Source organism: Sphingomonas sp. ASY06-1R (genome assembly GCF_052180265.1).
GTDB lineage: Bacteria > Pseudomonadota > Alphaproteobacteria > Sphingomonadales > Sphingomonadaceae > Sphingomonas_I.
Genome location: NZ_CP197464.1, coordinates 838,711 through 863,229 on the forward strand (window position 1 = coordinate 838,711; position 24,519 = coordinate 863,229).

Consider the following 24,519-nt stretch of genomic DNA (forward strand, 5'->3'; position numbering starts at 1 on the left):
CATTGGGATCAGCAGGGCGGCATCCTCGCTGCCCCTGCGGGAGTAAACATTACATGCCTAGTTTTGCCCGCGAGCTCGAACAGACTCTTCACAACGCGCTGACCGCCGCGTCCTCGCGCCACCACGAATATGCGACGCTGGAGCATCTCCTGCTCGCGTTGGTGAGCGACGAGCATGCGTCGAAGGTGATGACGGCGTGCGGAGTCGATCTCGATGAGCTCAAGGAGGCGGTCGCCACCTATCTCGATAGCGAGCTTGATGCGCTCAAGACCGAGAGTGGCAATGATCCGTCGCCGACATCCGGTTTCCAGCGCGTGGTGCAGCGCGCCATCCTGCACGTGCAATCCTCCGGTCGCGAGGAGGTGACGGGTGCCAACGTGCTCGTCGCGCTCTTCAGCGAGCGCGAGAGCTATGCCGTCTATTTCCTGCAGCAGCAGGATATGAGCCGCCTCGATGCGGTGTCCTTCATCAGCCACGGCGTCGGCAAGGCCGGCCAGCCGGGCGAAAGCCGCGAGCCCAAGGGTGCGGAAGAAGAGAAGGCGCAGAAAGCAGAGGGCGGCGGCAAGAAGGCCGAGAGCGCGCTCAAGCAATTCTGCGTCGATCTGAACGCCAAGGCTAAGGAAGGCCGTGTCGATCCGCTGATCGGGCGTGGGCCCGAGGTCGATCGCACGATCCAGATTCTGTGCCGCCGCTCCAAGAACAACCCGCTTTATGTGGGCGATCCCGGCGTCGGCAAAACCGCGATTGCGGAAGGCCTGGCGCGCAAGATTGTCGAGGGCGACGTGCCCGAGGTGTTGCTGCCCGCCGTGATCTATTCGCTCGACATGGGCGCCTTGCTGGCGGGGACCCGCTATCGCGGCGACTTCGAAGAGCGGCTGAAGCAGGTCGTGACCGAGCTTGAGAAGCTGCCGGACGCGGTCCTGTTCATCGACGAGATCCACACGGTCATCGGCGCTGGTGCGACCAGCGGCGGCGCGATGGATGCGTCCAATCTGCTGAAGCCGGCTTTGTCGGGCGGCACGATCCGTTGCATCGGATCGACCACCTACAAGGAGTTCCGCAATCATTTCGAGAAGGACCGGGCGCTGCTCCGGCGCTTCCAGAAGATCGACGTGAAGGAGCCGACGGTCGAGGATACGATCAAGATCCTGACCGGGCTGCGCACCGCCTTCGAGAGCCATCACAAGGTCAAGTACACGACCGAGGCGATCAAGTCGGCGGTGGAGCTGTCGTCGCGCTACATCAACGACCGCAAATTGCCCGACAAGGCGATCGACGTGATCGACGAGGTCGGTGCGATGCAGATGCTGGTGCCGCCGGCCAAGCGCAAGAAGACGATCACCGCGAAGGAGATCGAGGCGGTGATCGCGACGATGGCGCGCATTCCGCCGAAGTCGGTTTCGACCGACGATACCAAGGCGCTGGCCACGCTCGATACCGATCTCAAGCGGGTCGTGTTCGGGCAGGATGCGGCGATCAACACCTTGTCGTCGGCGATCAAGCTCAGCCGGGCGGGCCTGCGCGACCCGGACAAGCCGATCGGCAACTATCTGTTCACCGGTCCGACCGGTGTCGGCAAGACCGAGGTCGCACGCCAGCTGGCGTCGATCATGGGCATTCCGCTTCAGCGCTTCGACATGTCCGAATATATGGAGCGCCATTCGGTCAGCCGGCTGATCGGTGCCCCCCCGGGCTATGTCGGCTACGATCAGGGCGGGCTGCTGACCGATGCGGTCGACCAGAACCCGCATTCGGTGCTGCTGCTCGACGAGATCGAGAAGGCGCATCCGGATCTGTTCAACATCCTGTTGCAGGTGATGGATAACGGCAAGCTGACCGACCACCACGGCAAGACGGTCGATTTCCGCAACGTCATCCTGATCATGACCACCAATGCCGGCGCGTCCGACATGGCGCGCGAAAGCCTGGGCTTCGGCAACCTCACCCGCGAGGGCGAGGATGAGGAAGCGGTCAAGAAAATGTTCACGCCGGAATTCCGCAACCGTCTGGATGCGATCGTGCCGTTCGGTTACCTGCCGACGCCGGTAATCGCGCGCGTGGTCGAGAAGTTCATCCTGCAGCTGGAACTGCAGCTGGCCGATCGCGAGGTGCACATCTCCCTGGACGATGAGGCCAAGGCATGGCTGACCGAGAAGGGCTATGACAAGCTCTACGGTGCGCGTCCCATGGGCCGCCTGATCCAGGAGAAGATCAAGCAGCCGCTGGCCGAGGAGTTGCTGTTCGGCAAGCTGGTCAGCGGCGGCGAGGTCAAGGTCCATATGAAGGACGGCGCATTGGCGTTCGAGATCGTCGCGGCCGCGCCCAAGCCGAAGCGCAAGGGCAAGCCGAAGGCGGAAGCCAAAGCGTAAGCCTAGTTCCGACTGAATGAAGACGCCCGGTGGAGGAATCCGCCGGGCGTTTTTTATGTCTCTTCCCGGGACAGGGAGGTGGGTGTGGATTGCGTGCAGCGTGCGCCTGCGCGGCGCTGGCCCCTCCACCACGGCGCTTCGCACCGCGGTCCCCCTCCCCGTGCCGGGGAGGAGAGAGGATTGAAACGGGGCGTCGGGCCTGCCAAGCTTGGCACATGAAAAAATTCCCGCTGCTGCTCGCTTTGCTCTCCACCACGGTATTCGCGCAGGCGACGCCGCATTTCGATCCTGCGCGCCTGTCGCATCATGTCGAGATATTGGCGTCCGACGCCTATGAAGGGCGCGGGCCGGCAACCGCGGCGGAGCCCAAGACGATCGATTATATTGTCGGCCAGTTGAAGGCGATCGGGATCCAGCCCGGTGGTGACCTGAAAGGCGGCACACGTGGCTGGACGCAGGATGTGCCGCTGCTGCGCGCCTCGATCACCGGTACGCCTTCGCTCAGCATCACCAGCAACGGTACCGCGATGCCGCTGACGCAGGGCGATCAGATTGCGGTGCGCGCGGCGATGAATGGGGACAAGCAGGTCACGCTAAAGAACGCGCCGCTGCTGTTCGTGGGTTATGGGACGAGCGCGCCGGAGCGGAAGTGGGACGATTTCAAGGGTGTCGACGTGCGCGGCAAGATGCTGGTCGTGCTGATCAACGATGCCGATTTCGAGACCGGATCGGGTGATTTCGGCGGCAAGGCGATGACCTATTATGGCCGCTGGACCTACAAATATGAGGAAGCCGCGCGGCGTGGCGCCGCCGGCGTGCTGATCGTGCATGAAACGGCGCCGGCCTCGTACGGCTGGGCAACCGTCAAGAATTCCAACACCAACACGATGTTCGACATCGTCCGCGCCGATCCCAAGGCGGCACATACGCCGTTCGAAAGCTGGATCCAGCGCGATCTGGCCGTGAAGCTGTTTGCCGATTCCGGGCTGGATTTCGAAGCCGCGAAGAAGGCCGCCCAAAGCCGTGACTTCAAGCCGATGCCGCTCAAGGCGATGCTATCGGCCAATTATGCGGTCCAGTCGGAGACGATCGTCTCGCACAATATCGTGGGCCGACTTGCCGGCGCCAAACATCCTGACGAGACGATCGTCTATTCGGCGCACTGGGATCATTTGGGGGTCGGACAACCGGATGCGAAGGGCGACCGCATCTATAATGGCGCGGTCGACAATGCCGACGGCATTGCCGTGCTGATCGAGATGGCGCGCGCTTTTGCGGCCGGACCCAAGCCGGACCGATCGATCCTTTTCCTTGCCGTCACTGCCGAGGAAAAGGGCCTGCTTGGCTCTGAATATTATGCGGCCAATCCGCTTTATCCGCTGGCGACGACGGTGGGCATGCTGAACACGGATGCGCTGAGCACCGCGGGTCCGGCGCGCGACTTCACGATCTCCGGCAGCGCCAAGCTAGGGCTGCTCGACGATCTGATTGCGGAAGGCGCCAAGCAGGGACGGACATTCACCCCCGATCCGCAGACCGAGGCCGGCCACTTCTACCGGTCGGACCATTTCCCGATGGCCAAGCGCGGCGTTCCCGCCATCTCGATCGGCAGCGGCGAAGACCTGGTCCAGGGCGGTGTTGCGGCAGGCAGGGCTGACAGCGAAGCCTATACGCGCGACAAATATCATCAGCCGGCCGACGAGTGGACGCCCGCATGGAATGCGGCGGGGCAGGCACTGGACGCGGAGTTGATCTACGCGCTCGGCCAGCGGCTCGCCAATTCCCGCGAGTGGCCGAACTGGAGCGCTAACAGCGAGTTTCGTGCGGTTCGGGACACCACGGCAGGCGCGCGGCGCCCTTAATCCGTCGCGCTGTCGGCTCGCTTTGTCGAGCGCGCCTATGCGGTCGAGTAATCATCGTGTCTCTTAAAGATGACATAAAGTCGTCCGGAGTACGCAATCGATACCGGTACGGCGCCGGAACCTTCCCGCAGCGGTTCGGTTCTGGATTTGAGGGAGATCAACATGACGCGTACGATGCCGCTGGTGATCGCACTGGCCGCCGCCGCGCTGCTGGGTGGGTGCGAACGTTCCAATAAGACCACCGAAGTAGCTGTCAGCCAGCCGGCCGCGGGGCCGTCTTCGACGGCGCCGGCGGACATGGCCGCCGTCGACAATAGCGCCGTTGCGAGCGAGGGCGATGCGCTGCTCGACGCCAACGACAAGGCGATCGCCGAAAATAAGCGCATGAGCGCGCAGCTTAACCGGTACCAGACCGAAAATTTCGAAAAGTATGAGCAAGTGCGCAAGGCGTGCGAAACTAAGGTGGGGGGCACGTTGGCAGACAGTTCCGCGCCGGCCGTGGCCCGCTGCATTCAAGCGGACTGGTAACCGCGCCGCTGTTCGACTGCATCAACCTGTAAGTATCTTAGAGGGAGACACGACTGTGAGTCAGCGTTTTCAAGAGTTCGAGACGGCCGTCATGCTCGCGGATAATGACTGGCGCACAATGGTCGGCAATCCTTATGTCGTCGCATACACGCAAGCTTATTCCAAATATAAGGAAACGCTGGATAAGCAGAAGGATTCCGACAAGGAAGCCGGTGAGTTGTTCGTCACCGCGGCCTGCGTCGCGACAGGTTCGATACTGCTCGGCAGCATCGGCAGCGCGACGCTCAAGATGATCGCCAAACGCAGCGTCGTCACGGTCGCGCGCCGCACGCTGAATGATACGATGTTCCGGCTGTTCCGGTCGGTGCGGAAAAATGACGGCGTTGCGTTTGCCGTCGGCAGCTTCATCGACGGCATGAAGGATTCGGTTAAAGAGAAAGCGGATAAGATTGTTGATGAATATTTGCATTCCACGGACAGGGTGATCTCGCCGGAGCCGCTGGTCCAATATCTGGAACTTGATTCCTTCATGCGCGCCAATCAGAATTGCGCGATCCGGATGGCGCAGCTGGTCGAAAGCGACCGCTCAATGAGCGAGAAGGAAAAGGACGAGGCCTACAAGCATCTGCGCGCGGCGCCCTTGCTCAAGAAGCCGGTGCGGCGCAGCCCGCCATTCAAGGCGACGCTGGCCGAAATCATCGAACTGACCTTCTACCTTTCCGCCATGCTGGAGACGGACAGCCTGGAGACCAGCACCGCGGGTGTGGTGACCATGTATGGCTCGACGACCTCCAAATCGACGATGAAGCCGATCCATCAGCGGCCGCTCGCCAAGGATTATCCCAAGCCGGCGGCTCCGAAGCCGGGGGTGGGGAATTCGCTGCCGGCGTTCCAGCACGTCGTGATCGATCGCGCCGGCGGCGACGTGCAGGATCGCACGAACGAACTCGCCAAGAAAATCTTCGGCACCGAAGTCTATGGTTCGACCTTCTTCGGCATGGGCGGCCCTGCCGACACCGAAAAGGACAAGGAATTGCTGATTGCCGATGGCATGCTTGAAAAGATTGCGGTGAAGATGAAGCCGTTGAGCCCGATGGAAGCCATCGCCTAACGCGCGGGTTGGTGCATCAGGCGACATGTCGGCATGGCGATCCGTGCCGACATATTTGGCGATGGGGCGCGGCCAAACGACTGCGCCCCAGCCTCTTAAATTCCGACGCGCGCGTAGGCGCGTTCGTTACATCGTAAGATGCTTGCGTTCGATCTTCACACCGGACGTCCGGCAAAGGCCGCAGTCCTCGCCAACGAACATGGACGCGGCCTTTTTGTCGCCGCGCAGCTGCCAGTTGAGCCACGCCACCGTGATCTTCGCACCTTCGCCGCCATTCGGTTGCATGAAGGTGCCCCCATGGCCGGTTGGCAGATTGACGAGCGCGGCCGGCACGGTGTCGATACGCGCAAAGTCGTCGGTGCCATTGGGATAGGCGACGTCTTCGGGCCCACCGAGCATGTAGAGGATCGGTGTGTGCAGCGCTTTCAGCAGATCCTTGTGGACCGTCATGCCGGCGATCGGGTTGGCGCCGTCGCTGAACAGACCGCTGTTCAGTACCAGCACGGTCTTGATGCGCGGATCGCCGCCGAGCTGGAGCGCCTGAAGGCCGCCGCAGCTATGCCCCGCCACCGCAACGCGGCTTGTGTCGATTTTGCCATATAGCGAATTGGTGCGATCGGCATTGGCGGCGATGGCCTGGTCCAGGCCGGCCGCGACGTCCTGATAGGTGGTCTTGACCGGAGGGATCACCTTGCCGGGCGGTGGGGCTACCGGTGCTTCATAGCGGAAGGGCACGCCCGGGCCGCTCTTGATCGTGCCCGCCGCGACGACGAGGTAACCGTGCGAGGCGATCTCCGACAGGAACAGGCGTGCGCTGGCGCCATCGTCCGCGCAGCCGCCATTGCCCCACAGGAGGATCGGAAGCTTATGCGCGCCGAGCGCCTTCAGATCGCGCGGGCGGTAGACGGTGTGGCCCGGAAAAGCGGTGTCGGTGGTCTTGGTTGCAGCGAATTTGCCGGTTCCAGGCGTATCAGGAATGCGTGAATACGCTTTCATCACCTGTTCCATGTTATCGGTCGGAGGAGCAGGGGGTGGGGCGGCTTGCGCCAATGCGATGCTGGCGCCGGTCAGCGCCGTTAAAGTCGCCCCAAATTTGTGCATGCTCGACATCCCCATTCTCCTTTCCACGCTAAGTGCCGAGCGGATTATGACGATGCAAGCCCTTTCATCGGGGATTTAGGCGCTTTCGCGTGCGATAATCCGGAAGTGGACGTCGATCAGGGGTTCGGGAATCGGCTCGCGAAGGGCACGGCGGCGCAGCACCCGGATCGTCTCCCGCGCGATATGGCGCCCGTCGATATCGATCGAGGTGATGGTCGGCCGCATGTCGCCTGCAAGCCGCAAATTGCCGAAGCCAACCACCGCCAGTTGATCGGGTATGCGGATGCCGGCGGCCTGCGCTTCGACGATCAGCCCTTGTGCGATCCAGTCCGAGCCACAGATGACGACGTCCGGCATCTTCGGCAGATCAGCCAGCCCGCGAAAGGCGAAGCGTCCCTGGCCGAAATGGCTGGGCACCGCGACGGAAACGGAGGTTGGTGGCTCCTCGGAATCGGTAGCCCAATCCTCGACAAATCCCGCCGCACGCTCCTGCGCGCGTGGCGAGCGCGGGACGACCAGATGCGGCCGGCGATAGCCGCGGCCGCGGACGAAGCGCGCCGTTTCATGCCCGACCGCGTGGTGGGAAAAACCGATCGCCACGTCGATCGGCTCCTCCGGCAGGCCCCATGTTTCGACCACGGTCACATTCTGCGCACGCAGGCGCAAGCGCATGTCCCGGTCGGTCACGATGCCCGTCAACACGATCGCATCGACGCGGCGTGAGAGTGCGGCGTTGATCTGCTGTTCCAGCAACTGATTGCGCGGGCCGGTCAGCGACAGCATGACGCTATTGCCGTCGGCCGACAGCTCTTCGATCATCGCCTCGACCGTGTCGTTGAAGATCGATTGCGAGATCTCCGGCACCAATACGGAGATCAGTTTCGAGCGGCTGGAGGCCAGCGCGCCGGCGTTCAGATTGGGCAGATATCCTGTTTCCAGGATCGCCGCGCGAATGCGCTCGCCCGTGGCGGCGGCGACGACACCGGGATTGTTGAGGAAGCGCGATACGGTCGCCGGGGACACGCCGGCCACGATCGCTACTTCGTCGAGTCGAGGGGCGCGGGCTGATGCCATTCTTCCCTATGCACGAAAGGCGGCGCGGCCGAAAGTTGTTTGCAAGCGCTTGCATCCGCGTTACCTACCGATTCGTGGAAAATGATTTCGATCCTCTGGTGTCCGAGACTTTCGATAGTCCCTATCGCGAATATGCGCGTCTGCGCGCCGGCTGCCCGGTTGCGCATAGCGATGCCTGGGGCGGTTTCTGGGCGTTGTTCAAACATGCGGACGTCAGTCGCGCGGCGAGCGATTGGCAGACCTTCATCACGTCCCAGCAGAATGTGGTGCCCAAGGTTGCATTCACGGGACGACGCCCGCCGCTCCACCTCGATCCGCCCGAACATACGCCCTATCGCCGCGCGCTCGCGCCATTGCTGTCCGAAAAGCGCATCGCCCGGCTGGAGCCGGTCATTCGTGCTATTTCGCGCCGTCTGCTGGGCGCGATCGTGGCCCGCGGTGCGGGGGACATATGCGCCGATTTCTCCTGCCATATGCCGGTGGCGGTGTTCGGTCACTGGATGAACCTGGCGGACCCGGCGGTGGAAGAGCTGGCCGCGATCGGCCGCCGCTATAATATCGCGGTTCAGTCCGACGATGTGGAGGCGACCAAGCGCGAAAGCGTCCGTCTCTATGAGATTGCACGCGACATCGTCGTCTCACGCGGCGTCGATCCCTTGCCCGTGGAAAGCGACGCCGCCAGCGCGCTGCTTGCGGCGCGGGTGGACGGCGAGCCTTTGCCGCAGGACATGATCATCGGGACGATCCGGCAGGTCCTGGTGGTCGGGCTGATCGCTCCGAGCGTGGTGATCGGTGCGATCGCGGTGCATCTGGGCCGGGATCGGGCGCTGCAGGATCGGTTGCGGGCAGAGCCCGGCCTGATCCCTGCCGCGGTCGACGAGTTCCTGCGGCTCTATACGCCCTATCGCGGTTTCGCCCGCACCGCCCAATGCGATGTCACCTTTCAGGATCGCACGATCCCGGCCGGCGAGCCGATCGCGCTTGTCTATGCGTCCGCCAATCGCGACGAGGATGTGTTTCCCGAACCCGACACATTCCAGCTCGATCGATCCAACATGAGCGACTCCCTGGCCTTCGGGCGCGGGCCGCACATGTGCGTCGGCGCCGCGCTCGGCCGGCTGGAATTGATCGTCGCGACGGAAGAGCTCCTTGCGGCCGCCCCCGGCTTCGGGCTGGATGGCGAACCGACCCAGACGCGGTTTCCGGAGATCGGTGCCTTGCGCGCGCCGATCCGCTTCGAGGTGGCAAGGTGAAGGCCGCCCGTTCGGCCTGGCCGATCGAGGGCTATGTCCTCCTCTATTTCCTTGCTTACCTGCCCAACATCGTCGTCACCGCGCTGCTGACGCGCTTGCCCAATCCGGCCCTGGGCCGGCCTCTGACCGGGCTCGAGACGCTGCCGGCGTCGCTGATCATCAACATGATCCTGACCTATTTATTTATCTGGTGGTCGGGCTGGCACCGGGACGCGCATGGCGTCATGATCCTGGGGCGCCGCATTCCGATGCCGACCCGCTATACGTTGCTGTCGGGCTTCGGCACCGCGCTGATCATCTTCACCGTGCCGCTGTCCTTCACCTTCGAAGGGGTGAGCATTCCCTTCATCCAATTGCTGATGCGCGGCGATGTGCTGATCATCGCGCCGCTGATCGATCTGATGTTCCGCCGCCGCGTGCGGTGGTGGAGCTGGATGGCGCTGGCGATGGTCGCAGCGGCGATGCTGATCACGTTGCGCAGTCGCGGCGGTCTTGCCCTGCCGCCGCTCGCCCTGGTGGCGGTGATCCTCTACACGTTTGGCTATTTCGTTCGATTGTCGGTGATGACCTGGGTCGGCAAGACCGGTAACCCGGCCGATGTGCGCCGGTATTTCGTCGAGGAGAAAGTCCTCGCGCTGCCGATATCGATCGCTGTGCTGGGCACGCTGTCCGCGATCGGTTTCGGCAATCAATCCGGCCAACTTTATTATGGCTTCGTCGGTGTGTGGAGCGATCCCGTCATCCTCTGGCTGGGGTTCATCGCGGTCACGCTGACGATCGTTTCGATCTTGTCGGTGATCATCCTGCTCGATCCACGGGAAAATGCCTTTTGCGTCCCGATGGAGCGGGCCTGCAGTCTGGTCGCAGGGGTCGCAGCGGCCGGGCTGCTGGCGTGGGGCTGGAACATGCCGGCGCCGACCGGCACCGAGCTGTTCGCGTGCGGCGTGCTCGTGGCGGCTATCGTCCTGCTGTCCGTCGCGCCGCGGCTCTACGCCCGGCGAAAGGCGGCCTCCGTCCAACCCACCGCCTGAACTTTCTTTCGCCAGGCGCACGCAGAGGCGCCGGCTTCATCATGGGGAGATACAGATATGTCTTATAGTATCGCGACGAACGGGCGCCTTCTGACGCAAGTCGCGCTGGGTGCGCTCGCTCTATCGGCTGCGATGCCTGCCTGGGGGCAGGCCGCGACGCCTGGAGATAGTGGAGCGCCGGAAGCCGCCGTCGCGCCGGCGACTGAATCGCCCGATCAGGAAGCCGCCGAAATCGTGGTGACCGGATCGCGCATCCGCGGCGTGACCGCGACCGGATCCAATGTCATCGCGATCGATCAGACGCGGATCGCGCAGGAGCCGGCAAGCTCGACCGCGGATCTGCTCCGCCGCGTGCCGCAGGTCGTTTCGCTCGGCGCGAACCCGGCGGGCGGCGCGGCCCAAAATGGCGGGGCGAACGTCACCCGCAGCGCCGGCATCAACCTGCGCGGTCTGGGCAATACCGCGACGCTGCTGCTGTATGACGGCAAGCGCTTCCCGCCGCAGGGCACGCAGGCGCAGGTCGTCGATCCTTCGGTCATCCCGACGATCGCGCTGGAGCGGGTGGAAGTCGTGGCCGACGGCGCGTCCGCAATCTACGGGTCGGACGCGATAGCGGGTGTGGTGAACTTCATTCCGCGCAAGAATTTCAACGGCTTCGAGGTTCGCGCGCGTAGCGGCTTCACCGATGACGGCGCCTATAGCGAGCAGCAGTTGAGCGCGATCGCCGGCCATCGCTGGGAAGGCGGCTGGGCGATGCTGGCGGGCGAATATACGCGCAACGATCAGCTGACCGGATCCGACCTGCCCTTCTTCCAGGACGACAATCGCAGCCGGGGCGGCCGTGATCTGCGCACAACCTTCTGCAACCCGGGCACGATCGGCGTCGGCGGCACGACCTACGCCATTCCCGCCGGCGGGGTCGGGCCGGGCAATGTCGGGGCGCTGGTGCCGGGCACGACCAACCGCTGCTTCAATGCTGCCGCGACCTCCGTCCTGCCCGAGCAGGAGCGTGAGAGCGTCACCGGTTCGATCTCGCAGAATCTCGGTGCGGGCATCCGCATCTTTGCCGACGGCTTTTATTCGCACCGCGACGGTGCTTCGACCGGGATCGGGCAGTTCACGGCGACCGTGCCGAACACCAATCCGTTCTTCGTCAGTCCCGTCGCAGGCGCGAGCAGCGTGACCGTCGATTATTCGACCTATCCAGAAGCGGGCGTGCTGCGGAATGCGTTCCGATCTTATTCGTGGAATGCGTCGGGCGGCGTCGAAGCCACTTTGTTCGGCGATGTGCGGGCGACCGCATATTACGCCCATGGCGAATCCGAGGACGTGGCCGACAACCGGCGCGGGGTAAATCAGGGGGCGCTGACCGCGGCGCTGGCCGATACCAATCCCGCAACCGCGCTCAATCTGTTCGGCGGGCCCAACAACCCCGCGACGCTGGCGCGCATTCTGGACAATTATTTCGTCATCCAGGGCGCAAGCAAACTCGACGTCGCCAATGCGCAGATCAGCGGATCGCTCTTCTCGCTGCCGGGCGGGCGCGTGCGGTTCGCGGCGGGCGCCGAATATCGCAAGGAGTTCACCTCGACCGATCTGACCGTGGGCGACAGCAATAACCAGTTCCACATCGTCGGATCGGGTTCACGGAACGTGAAGGCCGTGTTTGGCGAGTTGTTCGTGCCGATCTTCAGCGCCGACAATGCGCGGCCCGGTTTGGAGGAATTGTCGCTCTCGCTGGCCGGACGCTATGAGAAATATAGCGATTTCGGGTCGACCTCCAATCCGAAGATCGGCATCGTCTATCGTCCGATCCGCGGCATTCGGCTGAGCGGAACCTATGGCCGGTCCTTCCGTGCGCCGAGCTATACCGAGGTCTCTAACCAGGGTGGCGGTGCCGGCCTCTATGCGCAGACGCTGATCGGTCCCAACGGACCGCTCAACGGCATCGCGATCGGCGGCGGCAATCCCGGTCTACGCCCGGAAACCGCCAAGACCTGGTCGGTCGGCGCCCAGATCCAGCCCCAGTCGATTCGCGGCCTGTCGCTGGAGACGACCTATTTCAACGTGAACTACAAGAACCAGATCCAGGCCCTGTTCGGCACGCCGACGCTGCTGACCGATCCGGTCTATGCGCCGTTCGTCACGCTGAACCCAAGCGCGAGCCAGGTCGCGACCCTGCTCGCCTCGGGACTGCCGATAAACGGCGCGATCCCGGCGACGGTGCAGTTCATCGCCGATGGCCGCCGCCAGAATCTGGGTGCCGCGAAGGTGAGCGGGATCGATTTCAACGCCATGTACAATTGGTCGTGGGCGAGCTGGAATCTCGATGCCGGGGTGAACGGCACCTATTTCACACGATATGATTTCCAGTCGGTGCCCGGCGCCGTTTTTGTGGACGCCCTGAACACGATCAACTTTCCGCAGAAATTTCGCATGCAGGCCAATATGGGCGTGGAGCATAAGGGGATCCGGGCGCGGGTGACGCTCAACCACTTGTCGGGTTACAAGAATACCGGCGTGAACCCTCTGCAGAAGGTGGACGCCTACGACACGGTCGATCTGTTCGTCGGCACCAATATCACCGAACATTTGAGCCTTTCGGCGCAGGTGCGTAACCTGTTCAACCAGCGGCCGCCGTTCGTCGACATCAGCGGCGGCTACGATCCGCAGTCGGCCAATCCGCTACCGCGCCTATTGATGGTGACCGCCGGCGTGAAATTCTGACGCGGGGAATGGGAGCAAGTTCGTTGACCTTCGAGCCAAATCATCGGCGGCGCTTTCGGCATGGTGTCGGGTTGGCGATCGCCTCGGCCTTGCTGTCGATCGCGCTGCCGGCCCAGGCGCAGGAGGTGCAAAGGCTTTACCAGGGCAAGGCGCCCGGTTCCGAACGCTGGAGCCTGCCCGAAGCGGTGGCGCCGACGCCCGATGGGGGCAAGGTTTTCGCCAACGTCGTCGATCCCGAATATATCGCCTACCTGCCGGACCCGGCAAAGGCGGAGGGGAGTGCGGCGATCCTGCTGCCCGGCGGTGGCCTGCGCGCCCTGTATGTCGGTGCGGAAGCCAAGGCGCTGATCGCACGGCTGAACGCCGAAGGCGTCGTGGTGTTCGTGCTGAAATATCGCGTCGCGCAACTGCCGCCGCGACCGCCGGTCGCGAGCACGGGCGCACCGCCGACAGCGCCAGTATTTCCCAAGCTCGTGATCCGAAATGCCAACGCCAATCCCTCGCCCGATGACAAGGCGATTGGCACGGTGTTCGATTTCGCGGTGCGGGATGCGCAGACGGCGCTTACGATGATCCGTGCGCGCGCAAGCCAATACCGGATCGACCCGCACCGTATCGGCATGATCGGCGCCTCCGCGGGCGGCGGCGTCGCGATCGGGGCGCTGCTGCGGGCGGGCGCGCAGGAGCCGCCCGTCTTCCTCGCCTCCCTCTACGGACCTTCGCTGATCGATGTCGCGGTGCCGGCGGAAGCACCGCCCCTCTTCATCGCCACCGAAACCAGCCACGGCCCGGTGACAGACGGGCTGCTGGCGCTATTCACCTTGTGGAAGGAGGCGAACCGTCCGGCCGAGCTGCACATCTTCGATGTCCCCACCTTCAAGATGCCTGCCACGCTCTGGCTGGATAGGTTCGTCGACTGGATGCGAGAACAGAAGCTTTTGCGCGCACGGCGTGTTGGACAGGCGTTGCCGGCCGGTTAGTTTGACCGGCAAGGTCGATGGATCTTGCGCCGAAGGGAATAAGCATGGCTGATTTGGTTCGCCGGTTGGACTCCTTTAGCCGCCTGCGTGGCCGCTCGCGCATCGGGTGGGCTGGTGCGGCGATGGCCGTGATGCTGGTTTGCCTGGCCGGTACGACGGCAAGGGCCGAGCTTCCGCCCATGAGCGATGCCGCCATGCAATCGGCCGCCGAGTTGATCGCCACAGGTATCGTGACCGCCGTGTCGGAACGGGACGACGTGTCTTACCCCGCCAAAGGACAGAAGCTCGTCACCGGACATTGGACCGTCACCGTAAGCGTCGGATCGATCGAGAAGGGCCGGCTCGCGCCCGGGGAGAAAAACCTGCGCTTCACCGGCTCACGCAATGTCGTCGTGCCCAAGTCCTGGGTCGGCGGGACCAACACGCTCCGGCTGACCCCGCAAGTGGGTGACGAGGTGAAGGTCTACCTTGAGCGCACAGACGGTGAGTGGCGTCTTTTCCACCATCTCGGCCTTTGGCTGCGGCGGTAGCGCGCTGGATCGACTTCGCTGGGGATGCTGGCGGCGATCCGATCGGTGCGATGCTTGGGGGGCGCCGACGGAATGGCGACACGGGCGGGATCTGGCGCTACATCCGGGACGCATCACCGCACCTGGGACCCTCCCGTGACCCAATTGCCAAGCAACACCCGACCGCGCCGCCGCGTCTCGGTCCGCGCGCTTCTGCTGGTCGTCGTCCTCTTGCTCGTCGCGACGATGCTGCTCGTTCCCGAAGGCCGTCTCGCCTGCGCCGAACCCTATGTGTCGCCCGATCGCAGCCCCGACGGCCGCTGGACGCTTACCCTGTGCCGCCGCCCGATGTTTTTCGCCATGCCGGGCGGATCGGGCGATGCGCCGGGTTGGCTGGTATTGCGCGACCATAGGGGGGCCATTCGCGGCGTCTCCGAGCTGGAGATGGTCCAGCTTTACGGTGGTGCCGCGCCGGGCGAGCGGACCGAATGGCGCGCGGGTCGCGTCACGCGCACCTTCGTCGTCGATCTGCCGCTGACCCCCGCATCCGGCCCGTTCCGCCGCTGGCTCGACGACCGGCTGTGGCGCATCCGCGCGCTGCTGGGCCTCACCGCCACCAGCGAGGATCTGCACTGATAGGCCCGAGCTACGCCTTTGGTGGCTGGCACGATGATGATGGATGGAGCGGGTAGCGGGAATCGAACCCGCGTATGAAGCTTGGAAGGCTACCGCTCTACCATTGAGCTATACCCGCGCGGCGATCCCCATGCCATTGGCGGGCGCCTCCGGTCAACGCTTCTGGCGCAATTGATCCGACAATGTGCGGATCGCGCGGGGATAAGCCGGGCCGCCGCAATCGGCGAACTGGCCGGGCAGATACAGGCGGGGAATGTTCGCGATGGCGGGGTGGGCGAGCATCGCGCTGCCCAGGTCGCGCGCGGGTTTGCCACCGGTGATCAGGAAATCGGGGCGCGCGGCGACCATATCCTCCAGCGAGAGGTTGGACAAAGCGGGGCGGTGCAGCTTGGTGGCGAGGTTCACCAGCCCCACGCGCCGCATCATTTCGTCCATCAGCGTGCCGCTGCCCGACAGATAGCCGCGGCGCTGATAGTCGGCGGCGACCCGGCCGCCGCCCCTCTTGGGAATGGCAGCGAGCGCATGGTCCATGCGCTGGATCAGCGCCTCGCCGCGTTCGGGATGGCCGACGGCGCGCGCCACAAGGCGGACCTGGGCGACGATGTCCTGGTAAGAATTGGCCGGCGGCACGACCAGGATCTGTGCCTTCAGTCCGGCACGCCGGGCGGCATCGGCCTGCCCCGGCCAACCGGTCAGCAGCAGTTCGGGCTGGTGGGCAAGCAGCGCCTCGGCCGAAGAACCGATCGCCGGGAAGCGCGCGGCCTTGGCCGCGATCGGCGACATGTCCGGCATGTGCGAAAGGCGCGTAAGTCCGCTGATCTGCGCCGGATCGGCGAGCGCGACCAGATATTGATCCGCACAGAGATTGATCGAGGCGACATGACGCGGCGGGGCAGCCCACGCGGGCGTGGCCAAGGCAAAGAAGAGGCAGGCCAGCGGGCGAAGCATCCCAGCCTCTTAGGGGCGGATCGGGCGGCGATGAAGTGCGATCGCGCCTGAGCAGTGGTCAAGCCTGCTCGACTTCCCGGTGGAGCATCGTAGGAAGCAGGACGTGACGCGATCGCCTGTCCCTTTCAACCTGCTGTTGGCGGCGCTCGCGGTGGCCTGCGCAGCGCTGTCACTGGGGATCGGGCCGGCACATCTCGGTTGGGGACGATCCTTCGCGGCGCTGGTCGGCGCGGGCGATCCGATCGCCCAGACGATCGTCTGGGAGCTACGGCTGCCGCGGGCATTGCTGGCGTTGATGGTGGGGGCGATGCTGGGCGGCGCGGGAGCGGCGCTGCAGGGCTATCTGCGCAATCCGCTGGCGGATCCCGGCGTGCTCGGGACGTCGAGCACCGCCGCCTTGGGCGCGGTGATCGCGCTCTATTATGGCTTTGCGGTCTCCAGTCCGCTGGCCGTGCCGCTCTTCGCGATCGGCGGCGCGCTGGTCGGGCTGGTGCCGCTATTGCTGCTGGCAGCGCGCAGCGAAGGGCCGCTCGCCTTGATCCTGGCGGGTGTGGCGATCGCCACCGCGGCCGGGGCGGGGATCAGCCTTGCCCTCAACCTCGCGCCTAATCCGTTCGCGGCGATCGAAATCATGACCTGGCTGATGGGCAGCCTGGCGGATCGATCGTTCCTGCATGTCTGGCTAGCGTTGCCCTGCATCGCCGTCGGCCTTGGCCTGATCCTGCTGCAGGGCCGGGCGCTGGATGCCCTGACGTTGGGGGAAGAGGGCGCGATCGCGCTCGGCGCCAATCTCAAACGCACCCGCACGTGCCTGCTCATCGCCACCGCGGTCGGTGTCGGCGGCGCAGTGGCGGTATCCGGTGCGATCGGCTTCGTCGGGCTGGTCGTGCCGCATCTGGTGCGTCCGTTGACCGACCGGCGGCCATCCTCCTTGTTGATCCCCTCGGCCCTGGGCGGCGCGGCGTTGCTGGCCGCGGCCGATGCGCTGGTGCGCACCGTGCCAACGCTGGAGGAGCCGCGGCTGGGCGTGGTCACCGCCCTGATCGGTGTTCCGATCTTCCTGCATCAGCTGATCCGGGCGCGGCGCGAATGGTAAGGCTGGATCAGGTATCGGTGACGCTCGGCGGGCACCGCGTGGTCGACAATGTCAGCGCCGATCTCGGCGGCGGCGTGATCGGCCTGATCGGCCCCAATGGTGCCGGCAAGTCGACGCTGATCCGCGCGATCGCCGGGCTGATCGCGCATCAGGGCCGCATTACGATCGAAGGCGCGGGGGCGGCTGCGACGCCGCGCGAGCGCGCACGGCGGATCGCCTATCTCCCGCAAGGCCAGACGATCCACTGGCCGCTGACGGTGGAGCGGCTGGTGGCGCTGGGACGGCTGCCGCATCTGGCCCCGTTCGCGCGGCCGGGCGCCGCGGACATGGCGGCGATCGAGGCGGCGCTCGACCGGACCGATCTGGCGATGCTGCGGGATCGCCCAATCAATCAATTGTCGGGTGGCGAGCGCGCCCGGGCCTTGCTCGCGCGCGCCTTGGCTGTCGCGGCGCCCTTGCTGCTGGCCGACGAGCCGCTCGCCGCACTCGACCCATCGCACCAGATCGAGGTGATGGGGCTGTTGCGCGGCGAGGCGGAGCGTGGCGCGACGGTGATCGCGGTGCTCCACGATCTGACCATCGCCGCGCGCTGGTGCGATCGGTTGCTGATCCTCAATCACGGGCGATTGGTGGCCGACGGCGCGCCGACCGCGGTGCTCAGCGCGGAGCGGATTGCCGCCGTCTATGGCGTCACCGCGCATATCGGCCAATCGGGCGGCGCACCCGTGGTGGTGCCGCTGACCCGCGTCGCGGTTGCGCCGGCGGGCGCCCGCGAGACGCCTAGAGGCTGACCTCGCCTTCGTCTTCGCCGTCCCAATAATGGACGCGCTGGGCGTGGACCTTGATCAGGATGAGGCCGGGCGTGTCGACGCCGTCCTTGAACCAGCGGTCCAGATCGCTCGTCCAATGCTGCTCGAACTGGGCCTTGTCGCGGATCAGTTCGGCCGCGCCTTCCACCGACACGAAGAACGGGCGCATGCCGAGCATGCCGGCCGTGCCCTGGAACGACAGGCCGACCTTGTTGTCGCGGCCGATATCCTCGATCGTGCGCGCATCGTCATAGCTGAAATAATAGCTGTCGCCGTCGTAATCGACCTCTTGATTGTTGCTCATCGGCCGCGCGGCGATGCTGCCATCGGCAGCCCGGGTAGAAAACATGGTAAAATCGATATCGCGCATGCGGTCCGCGATATCGGCGAGCGTCTTTGTCATGGATCAGGCTCCTGTTTTGGAGTTGAACGCTCCGCCTGCGCCTGGGGTTCAGTGGCGCATTGTCAAACCAGGATATACTGTCGATGCCAACGATCCTCCTCCTCACCATCTCCAACATCTTCATGACGACCGCCTGGTATTGGCACCTGAAGGGCGGGGCGCACAAACAGCTGTGGATGGTCATCCTGATCAGCTGGGGCATCGCTTTCTTCGAATATTGCCTGGCCGTGCCGGCCAATCGGCTCGGTTATGCAAGCGGCTGGACCGGAGGCCAGCTGAAGATCGTGCAGGAGGCGATCACACTCGTCATCTTCGGTGCGTTCATGGTGCTGGTGCTGGGCGAGCCGCTCCATTGGCGGCACGCGGCCGCGTTCCTGTGCATCATGGCAGGGGTAGCCTTTCTGTTCGTCGGCAAAGCTTGAAACAGGCAAGTCCCGCGCCCACAGGGACGGGATGGCACTGATCCTTGGGCTAGAATCTTCTTGCGACGAGACGGCGGCGGCGGTGGTGACCTCCGATCGTCAAATTCTGTCACACAAGCTGGCAGGACAGGAAACGGCGCACCGCCCCTATGGCGGTGTCGTTCCGGAGATTGCGGCGAGGGCGCATGTCGAGGTGCTGGCTCCTTTGACGCAAGCGGCCTTGCAGGAGGCCGGCGTCACGCTGGATCAGATTGATGCGATCGCCGCCACCGCCGGGCCCGGCCTGATCGGCGGGGTCATGGTGGGCCTTGTCACGGGCAAGGCGCTGGCGATGGCGGCGGGCAAGCCCTTGATCGGGATCAACCACCTGGAAGGCCATGCGCTTTCGCCGCGGCTGGCCGATCCGGATCTGGCCTTCCCCTATCTGTTGCTGCTCGTGTCCGGCGGCCATTGTCAGCTTCTGGAGGTGCGGGGCGCAGGCGATTACCGGCGCCTGGCGACCACGATCGACGATGCGGCAGGCGAGGCCTTCGACAAGTCGGCGAAGCTGCTTGGCCTGGGCTTTCCCGGCGGGCCCGCCGTCGAGGCGGCGGCACGGGCTGGCGATCCCGCCGCCGTCCCGCTTCCCCGGCCGCTGCTCGGCTCGGCCGAACCGCATTTCTCCTTCGCCGGGCTCAAAAGTGCCGTGTTGCGCGCGCGCGATGCGGGCCTCTATTCCGCCGAGGATATCGCGGCATCGTTTCAGCAGGCGGTGATCGATTGCCTGATCGATCGCACCCGGCGTGCGATCGTCCGCGCGCCCGGCATGACCGCGCTGGTGGTGGCGGGCGGTGTCGCCGCCAATGGCGCGATCCGCGCCGCCCTGCAGATGCTGGCGGCGCAGCATGATCTGCGCTTCGTGGCGCCGCCTTCGTGGCTGTGCACCGACAATGCGGCGATGATCGCCTGGGCCGGGGCGGAAAGACATGCGGCGGGCCTGAGCGATCCGCTGGACATGCCGGCGCGCGCCCGCTGGCCGTTGGATCCGACAGCGGAAAAGGCGCGCGGGGCGGGGGTGAAGGCATGAGGATCGGCGTCATCGGTGGCGGAGCATGGGGCACGGCGCTGGCGCAGGTCGCAGCAGCGGGTGGCGACGTACTGCTCTGGGCGCATGAGCGGGATGTCGTGGACGCGATCAACCGCGATCATCTCAATCCAATCTTCCTGCCCGACATCGCCTTGTCGCCGATGATCCGGGCGACCAACGATCTGGCGGCCCTGGCCGAGTGCGATGCGCTGCTCGTCGTCACGCCGGCGCAGCATATGCGGCGTATCCTTGCGGCGGCCCCGATCGGGCAGCGCCCGCTGGTCCTCTGTTCCAAGGGGATCGAGGCCGATACGATGGCACTCATGTCGGAAGCCGCGGCGCAGACCTGTGCCGAAGCGCCGATCGCGGTATTGTCGGGACCGACCTTTGCCGCCGAGGTGGCACGCGGCCTGCCGACCGCGGTGACGCTTGCCTGCGCGGAGGAGGAGGTGGCCGTGCGCCTCTCCGAGCGGATCGCGCGGCCGGGCTTTCGACCCTATCGCTCGACCGACGTCGTCGGCGCCGAGATCGGTGGCGCGGTCAAGAACGTGCTCGCAATCGCTTGCGGCGTCGTCGAGGGCGCTGGGCTGGGCAAGAATGCGCGCGCCGCGCTGATCGCGCGCGGTTTTGCCGAGATGACGCGCTTCGGCCTGGCGCGCGGCGCCCGACCCGAGACGCTGGCCGGCATGTCCGGTCTGGGGGATCTGGTGCTGACCTGTTCGTCCGAACAGTCGCGCAATTTCTCGCTTGGCCTGGGGCTGGGTGGAGGCGGCGATGCCGCCAGCCTGATGTCCGATCGCCGCACCATTGCCGAAGGGGCTTTCACCGCGCCTGTATTGGTGAAAGCCGCCACGGCGGTGGGTGTGGAGATGCCGATATGCGAGGCGGTGGCGGGTCTGCTGGCGGGCAGGGTGGACGTGCGGACGGCGGTCGAGGCGCTTCTGGCAAGGCCGCTTAAGGACGAGACGGTCTGAGATTCGCAGCTGGTGCTTCGTCCCGCGGGCAATCGAGAGACCTCAAGCCCTCTCCCTTGAGGGAGAGGGTTGGGTGAGGGTGGCCTGGATTAGAGGTCGGGCGCGGGCCTGCGGCTCGCTCCCCCTCACCCCAGCCCTCTCCCCGCAGGGAAGAGGGAGCTTACGCTAGCTCAGCGCAATGCGCGGGCGGCCAGGGCGGCGCAATTCGCGTCGGGTGCGGGATCGGTATGCTTGCCGGCAATGGCATTGCCGATCAGCTTCAGCGCGGTGCCGACCGTCTTGGGCACATTCTGCGGCACGACCTTCGGGTCGGACAGCGTGCCGGCGACGACGATCGGAATATCGATGCGGACCGCCCGGTCCAGTTTGGGCTGGCCCGTGAGCCGCAGCCCGAGCCGCTCGTTCGCCAGATTGATCGATCCCTTGCCGTCCGTACGCGACACGTCGGTATCGAGCAGCAAGGGCGCGACCGTCGCGGTGCCGTTGCGTACGTCGAGGCGCGCGATCAGGCAGCGCAATGTCGCCTTGTCGGACTTGTCCTCGAACAGCGCGCGGCCGGCATCCGACCCAAGCAGCAGGGCGGCACGCCGATTGACCGCGCCGTCGCGGCCGACGACCGCGATAGTGCCATTGCCGTGCCCAATGGCGGCGCGCACGGTGCGGCCATAGCCCTGCATATGGATGCGAGCCGCCAGGCTGCCGGATGCAAGGTCGCCCAGCATCGCTTCCAGCCGGCCACCGGTCACGCGCAAGTCCATCGACAGCAGAGGCGTCCCGCTTTGATGACGCACGCGCATGGTGCCGGTCATCTGCCCGCTTTGAAGCGTCGCGACCAGCGGATCGGCGGTCAGCACGCCATGGTCCAGCATCAACGTTCCCCGCAGCGCGCGGAAGGTCGACTGTTGCTTGAACAGAAGGCGTTTGATGTCGAAGCGGATGACCCCGTCCGTCTTCTGCATATGTTCAAGGTGGATTGCGGTATCGGGGAAGATGCGTGGGCCGAACGTCTTGCGTTTGGCCGCGGCGCGGGCGAGCCCCTGATCGGACGCAAGGTCGTCGAAATCCAGTCCGGTCGAAACGATCGTGGCATCGACACGCGTCCGCCCGTCGCGCTTGGCAACGGCGACGTCGCCCGAAAGGGAAGAGCGACCGACCTTCAAGTTCAGTTTGTGGATCGTCCAGTCGCTGCGATCATGGCGCACGTCGCTCGTCAACCGCACCGGCTGCGTGCCCGGCAGGCCTGCCTCCACCAACAGATCGAGATGCTCCAGATTGTCGCCCCACGCGGTCGCGTGCGCATCGAAATGGGCCAGGCTGAGTGGACGATCCATCTGCCCGACGAGGGTACCGTTGGCGATCCGCGAGCGATAATCAAACCGGAACGGCCAGCGGGCTTTGCCCGCGAGCGGACCGCCGACCACGGCGATGGTGGACGGCGATCCGGCAAGACTGCCGGATCCGGCCAGACGCAAGCCCCGATCGTTCACCTGGAAGCCGGCCGAGAAGCGATGGTCGCGTTTGCGGTCGTCCAGCGTGAGCGTGCCATTACGGACGGTCACGCGCGGCATTGCCGCGCCGTTGCCACCACTCCCGCCGCCGCCCGGGCCGAAACCCTTCCAATTGGCATGGGCGGCGTCGCGGCGGACCAGCGCGATCCGCAGACCGTCAATGTCGATCGCTTGCGGACGCGCCTGGCCGAACAATAGCGGCAGGATCGGCAGCCGTATCTGGGCCGATCGGACGGAGACCATGTCGCCACCGCCCGCCCACCCGGGCTGCGCCACCTTGATATCGGAAACGCGCAGCACGGCATTGGCGAAGCCGTGATCGATCCGCTTCACCGCGCCAATCGTGACCGTTCGCCCCAGACGATGGGACAAAGCGGTTTCCATAGGTTTTCGCAGATAGGCCCAACCGAAAGTCAGAAGAAGAATCGCGATCAGCAGAAGGACGACAATGACGCCGATGGTCGTGAAAGATGCGCGCCGATGACGCTGGAAAAAGGACGCGACGCGCATATTTTGCGAGACGCACGGAAGCTCAGCTTCGTTCCGCGTCAGAAATCAATCGCGATGCCGTTCTTCTCCCAATCCCCATAGCGGACTGGGGAAATACCGTCCGGATCGGGCTCGGCCACCACCTCTTCGGGCGCGGGCACCGGCGGACTGGGCGACAAATGCGCGGGCGGTTGCAGGTTCGGTGGACGGCGGGAAGGTTCGGTCATCGTTGCGGCTCGCGCTGTTCCCCTCCATGTGGGCACAGATGACAGAACAAACAAGCAGCGATCCTCAACCAGCGGGCGTAGCCGCGCGTGCGGCCGCCTTGCGGCTGCTGGAGGCGGTCCTTCGCCGCGGGCTGCCGCTGGAAAGCGCGCTCGACAATGCGACGCGCGGGCTGGAACGCAGCGACGATCGTGCGCTGGCGCATGCGCTGGCAGCCGAAGTGCTGCGGCGACTCACCGATCTGGATGCGCTGATCGACAGTGCCACCCCAAGGCCATTGCCCGACGACGCGAAGGCACGGTTCGTGCTGCGGATCGCGCTGGCGCAAGCGCTGCAACTGGGCACGCCGCCGCATGCCGCGATCGCGACCGTGCTGCCTTTGGTGGATGGCGGCCCGCGCCGGCTGGTCCATGGCGTGTTCGGCGCGCTGATGCGCAAGGGCGTGCGCATGCCGGAGACACCGTCTCTTCCCGATGGTGTGGCGTTGCGCTGGCATGGCGCGTGGGGCGACGACGTGTTGGCGGCCGCCGAGCAGGCGATCGCCGCGCCGCCGCCGATCGACCTCAGCCTGCGGGACCAGACGGACGACTGGGCCGAAAAGCTCGGTGGAACCAGCCTTGCGCCTGGGCATGTGCGCCTGCCTGCAGGCGCGCGGATCACCGAATTAGCCGGCTTCGAGGAAGGCGCCTGGTGGGTGCAGGACATTTCCGCATCGCTGCCGGCGCGCCTGATCGGCACCGGCACCGGCCGTGCGCTGGATCTGTGCGCGGCGCCGGGCGGCAAGACGATGCAGCTGGCAGCGGCAGGCTGGAAGGTGATCGCGCTCGACAATGCCGAGCCGCGCCTGAAGCGCGTGCGGGAGAACCTCAAGCGCACGCGCCTCAAGGCCACTCTGGTGGTGGGCGACGCGCTGACCTTTACCGATGAGCGGTATGATGCGGTGCTGCTCGACGCGCCCTGCTCGGCCACCGGCATTTTTCGACGCCACCCCGACGTGCTCTATCGGGTGAAGCCGCGCGCCATCGCCACCCTCGCCGAGCAGCAGGCGGCGATGCTGGCGCGCGCCGCCAGCCTGGTGAAGCCGGGTGGCCGCTTGGTCTATTCGGTCTGCTCGCTGGAGCCTGAGGAAGGCGAGCGGATCGCCGATGCTTTCCTGGCAAGCCATAGCGGATTTGTGGCCGAGCCCGCGACGGCGGAGGAATTGCCGACGGGCCTGACCCCGGATGCCGCGGGCCGCGTGCGGGTGTTGCCGGGCATGTTTGCCGCCGAAGGCGGGGCGGACGGCTTCTTCGTGGCACGCTTTCGGCGGAGCTAAGCGCGATCCGCCTGTGCGCGTCGATTTTGCGGGCGGCCGGCGCGGGGGTGGGTATGGCCCCATTGCCCGGCTAGGGTCCGCAT

General features: G+C 65.4%; 22 protein-coding genes and 1 tRNA gene. 16 read left to right on the plus strand and 7 right to left on the minus strand.

Annotated features, from left to right (window positions below; genetic code table 11):
* The first annotated feature begins 53 nt into the window (after positions 1 to 53).
* From clpA to ACSBM8_RS04250, 4 genes are all read left to right on the plus strand, one after another.
* On the plus strand, positions 54 to 2,369 hold the full coding sequence (gene clpA, locus ACSBM8_RS04235; RefSeq protein WP_442680411.1) for an ATP-dependent Clp protease ATP-binding subunit ClpA: 2,316 nt from the start codon (positions 54 to 56) through the stop codon (positions 2,367 to 2,369).
* Between the two features lie 215 nt (positions 2,370 to 2,584).
* Positions 2,585 to 4,231, plus strand: coding sequence for a M28 family metallopeptidase (locus tag ACSBM8_RS04240; protein WP_442680412.1), 1,647 nt, complete (start codon positions 2,585 to 2,587; stop codon positions 4,229 to 4,231).
* A 162-nt stretch (positions 4,232 to 4,393) separates the two neighbouring features.
* Complete coding sequence (locus ACSBM8_RS04245) at positions 4,394 to 4,759, plus strand: hypothetical protein (protein WP_442680413.1); 366 nt, start codon at positions 4,394 to 4,396, stop codon at positions 4,757 to 4,759.
* Positions 4,760 to 4,814: 55 nt separating this feature from the next.
* Positions 4,815 to 5,870, plus strand: coding sequence for a hypothetical protein (locus ACSBM8_RS04250; protein ID WP_442680414.1), 1,056 nt, complete (start codon positions 4,815 to 4,817; stop codon positions 5,868 to 5,870).
* A gap of 126 nt (positions 5,871 to 5,996) precedes the next feature.
* On the opposite strand, the gene ACSBM8_RS04255 is transcribed toward ACSBM8_RS04250, so the two are convergent.
* Complete coding sequence (locus ACSBM8_RS04255; RefSeq protein WP_442680415.1) at positions 5,997 to 6,866, minus strand: hypothetical protein; 870 nt, start codon at positions 6,864 to 6,866, stop codon at positions 5,997 to 5,999.
* 180 nt (positions 6,867 to 7,046) lie between these two features.
* Positions 7,047 to 8,045: a LacI family DNA-binding transcriptional regulator gene (locus ACSBM8_RS04260; protein WP_442680416.1), complete on the minus strand. Its 999-nt coding sequence runs from the start codon at positions 8,043 to 8,045 to the stop codon at positions 7,047 to 7,049.
* Positions 8,046 to 8,143: 98 nt separating this feature from the next.
* Between ACSBM8_RS04260 and ACSBM8_RS04265 the strand changes: the two genes are divergently transcribed.
* The 6 genes from ACSBM8_RS04265 to ACSBM8_RS04290 all read left to right on the plus strand — a co-directional run bounded on the left by ACSBM8_RS04265 (position 8,144) and on the right by ACSBM8_RS04290 (position 15,181).
* Entirely contained in the window at positions 8,144 to 9,298 is a 1,155-nt protein-coding gene (locus ACSBM8_RS04265; protein WP_442680417.1) for a cytochrome P450, read from the plus strand.
* The gene (locus ACSBM8_RS04270; RefSeq protein WP_442680418.1) at positions 9,295 to 10,329 is read left to right on the plus strand and encodes a hypothetical protein; all 1,035 of its coding nucleotides are present in this window, start codon (positions 9,295 to 9,297) and stop codon (positions 10,327 to 10,329) included. The genes ACSBM8_RS04265 and ACSBM8_RS04270 overlap by 4 nt, the downstream gene beginning before the upstream one ends.
* Positions 10,330 to 10,386: 57 nt before the next feature.
* Positions 10,387 to 13,056 (plus strand): TonB-dependent receptor, encoded by a 2,670-nt coding sequence (locus ACSBM8_RS04275; RefSeq protein WP_442680419.1) that lies wholly within the window; start codon positions 10,387 to 10,389, stop codon positions 13,054 to 13,056.
* Between the two features lie 23 nt (positions 13,057 to 13,079).
* Positions 13,080 to 14,036 (plus strand): alpha/beta hydrolase, encoded by a 957-nt coding sequence (locus tag ACSBM8_RS04280; RefSeq protein WP_442680420.1) that lies wholly within the window; start codon positions 13,080 to 13,082, stop codon positions 14,034 to 14,036.
* Between the two features lie 44 nt (positions 14,037 to 14,080).
* The gene (locus ACSBM8_RS04285) at positions 14,081 to 14,566 is read left to right on the plus strand and encodes a hypothetical protein (RefSeq protein ID WP_442680421.1); all 486 of its coding nucleotides are present in this window, start codon (positions 14,081 to 14,083) and stop codon (positions 14,564 to 14,566) included.
* A gap of 135 nt (positions 14,567 to 14,701) precedes the next feature.
* On the plus strand, positions 14,702 to 15,181 hold the full coding sequence (locus tag ACSBM8_RS04290) for a hypothetical protein (protein WP_442680422.1): 480 nt from the start codon (positions 14,702 to 14,704) through the stop codon (positions 15,179 to 15,181).
* 44 nt (positions 15,182 to 15,225) lie between these two features.
* Here the strand turns inward: ACSBM8_RS04290 and ACSBM8_RS04295 are convergent.
* Both ACSBM8_RS04295 and ACSBM8_RS04300 read right to left on the minus strand, forming a co-directional pair.
* A tRNA-Gly gene (locus tag ACSBM8_RS04295) sits at positions 15,226 to 15,299 on the minus strand.
* A 35-nt stretch (positions 15,300 to 15,334) separates the two neighbouring features.
* Positions 15,335 to 16,129, minus strand: coding sequence for an ABC transporter substrate-binding protein (locus tag ACSBM8_RS04300; protein WP_442680423.1), 795 nt, complete (start codon positions 16,127 to 16,129; stop codon positions 15,335 to 15,337).
* Between the two features lie 103 nt (positions 16,130 to 16,232).
* Here ACSBM8_RS04300 and ACSBM8_RS04305 point away from each other — a divergent pair, with 103 nt between their 5' ends.
* The gene (locus ACSBM8_RS04305; RefSeq protein WP_442680424.1) at positions 16,233 to 17,225 is read left to right on the plus strand and encodes a FecCD family ABC transporter permease; all 993 of its coding nucleotides are present in this window, start codon (positions 16,233 to 16,235) and stop codon (positions 17,223 to 17,225) included.
* Positions 17,219 to 18,016 carry an ABC transporter ATP-binding protein gene (locus ACSBM8_RS04310; protein WP_442680425.1) on the plus strand — a complete coding sequence of 266 codons (798 nt, stop codon included), beginning with the start codon at positions 17,219 to 17,221 and terminating at the stop codon, positions 18,014 to 18,016. Before ACSBM8_RS04305 ends, ACSBM8_RS04310 begins: the two co-directional genes overlap by 7 nt.
* Here ACSBM8_RS04310 and ACSBM8_RS04315 read toward each other — a convergent pair.
* The gene (locus ACSBM8_RS04315) at positions 18,006 to 18,437 is read right to left on the minus strand and encodes a pyridoxamine 5'-phosphate oxidase family protein (protein WP_442680426.1); all 432 of its coding nucleotides are present in this window, start codon (positions 18,435 to 18,437) and stop codon (positions 18,006 to 18,008) included. The two genes, ACSBM8_RS04310 and ACSBM8_RS04315, sit on opposite strands and share 11 nt — an antisense overlap.
* Positions 18,438 to 18,520: 83 nt before the next feature.
* On the opposite strand from ACSBM8_RS04315, the gene ACSBM8_RS04320 reads away from it, so the two are divergent.
* Genes ACSBM8_RS04320 through ACSBM8_RS04330 form a run of 3 tightly spaced genes read left to right on the plus strand, consistent with a single transcriptional unit; the run spans position 18,521 to position 20,899 of the window.
* Positions 18,521 to 18,859: a DMT family protein gene (locus ACSBM8_RS04320; protein ID WP_442680427.1), complete on the plus strand. Its 339-nt coding sequence runs from the start codon at positions 18,521 to 18,523 to the stop codon at positions 18,857 to 18,859.
* 31 nt (positions 18,860 to 18,890) lie between these two features.
* Positions 18,891 to 19,925, plus strand: coding sequence for a tRNA (adenosine(37)-N6)-threonylcarbamoyltransferase complex transferase subunit TsaD (tsaD, locus tag ACSBM8_RS04325; protein WP_442680428.1), 1,035 nt, complete (start codon positions 18,891 to 18,893; stop codon positions 19,923 to 19,925).
* Complete coding sequence (locus ACSBM8_RS04330; RefSeq protein WP_442680429.1) at positions 19,922 to 20,899, plus strand: NAD(P)H-dependent glycerol-3-phosphate dehydrogenase; 978 nt, start codon at positions 19,922 to 19,924, stop codon at positions 20,897 to 20,899. The genes tsaD and ACSBM8_RS04330 overlap by 4 nt, the downstream gene beginning before the upstream one ends.
* 170 nt (positions 20,900 to 21,069) lie before the next feature.
* Here ACSBM8_RS04330 and ACSBM8_RS04335 read toward each other — a convergent pair whose 3' ends face one another.
* Entirely contained in the window at positions 21,070 to 22,917 is a 1,848-nt protein-coding gene (locus ACSBM8_RS04335; RefSeq protein WP_442680430.1) for an AsmA family protein, read from the minus strand.
* Positions 22,918 to 22,955: 38 nt separating this feature from the next.
* The gene (locus ACSBM8_RS04340) at positions 22,956 to 23,123 is read right to left on the minus strand and encodes a DUF1674 domain-containing protein (protein ID WP_442680431.1); all 168 of its coding nucleotides are present in this window, start codon (positions 23,121 to 23,123) and stop codon (positions 22,956 to 22,958) included.
* Between the two features lie 38 nt (positions 23,124 to 23,161).
* Here ACSBM8_RS04340 and ACSBM8_RS04345 point away from each other — a divergent pair, with 38 nt between their 5' ends.
* A complete protein-coding gene (locus ACSBM8_RS04345; RefSeq protein ID WP_442680432.1) occupies positions 23,162 to 24,436 on the plus strand; it encodes an RsmB/NOP family class I SAM-dependent RNA methyltransferase in 1,275 nt (424 codons plus the stop codon).
* Positions 24,437 to 24,519: the final 83 nt, after the last annotated feature.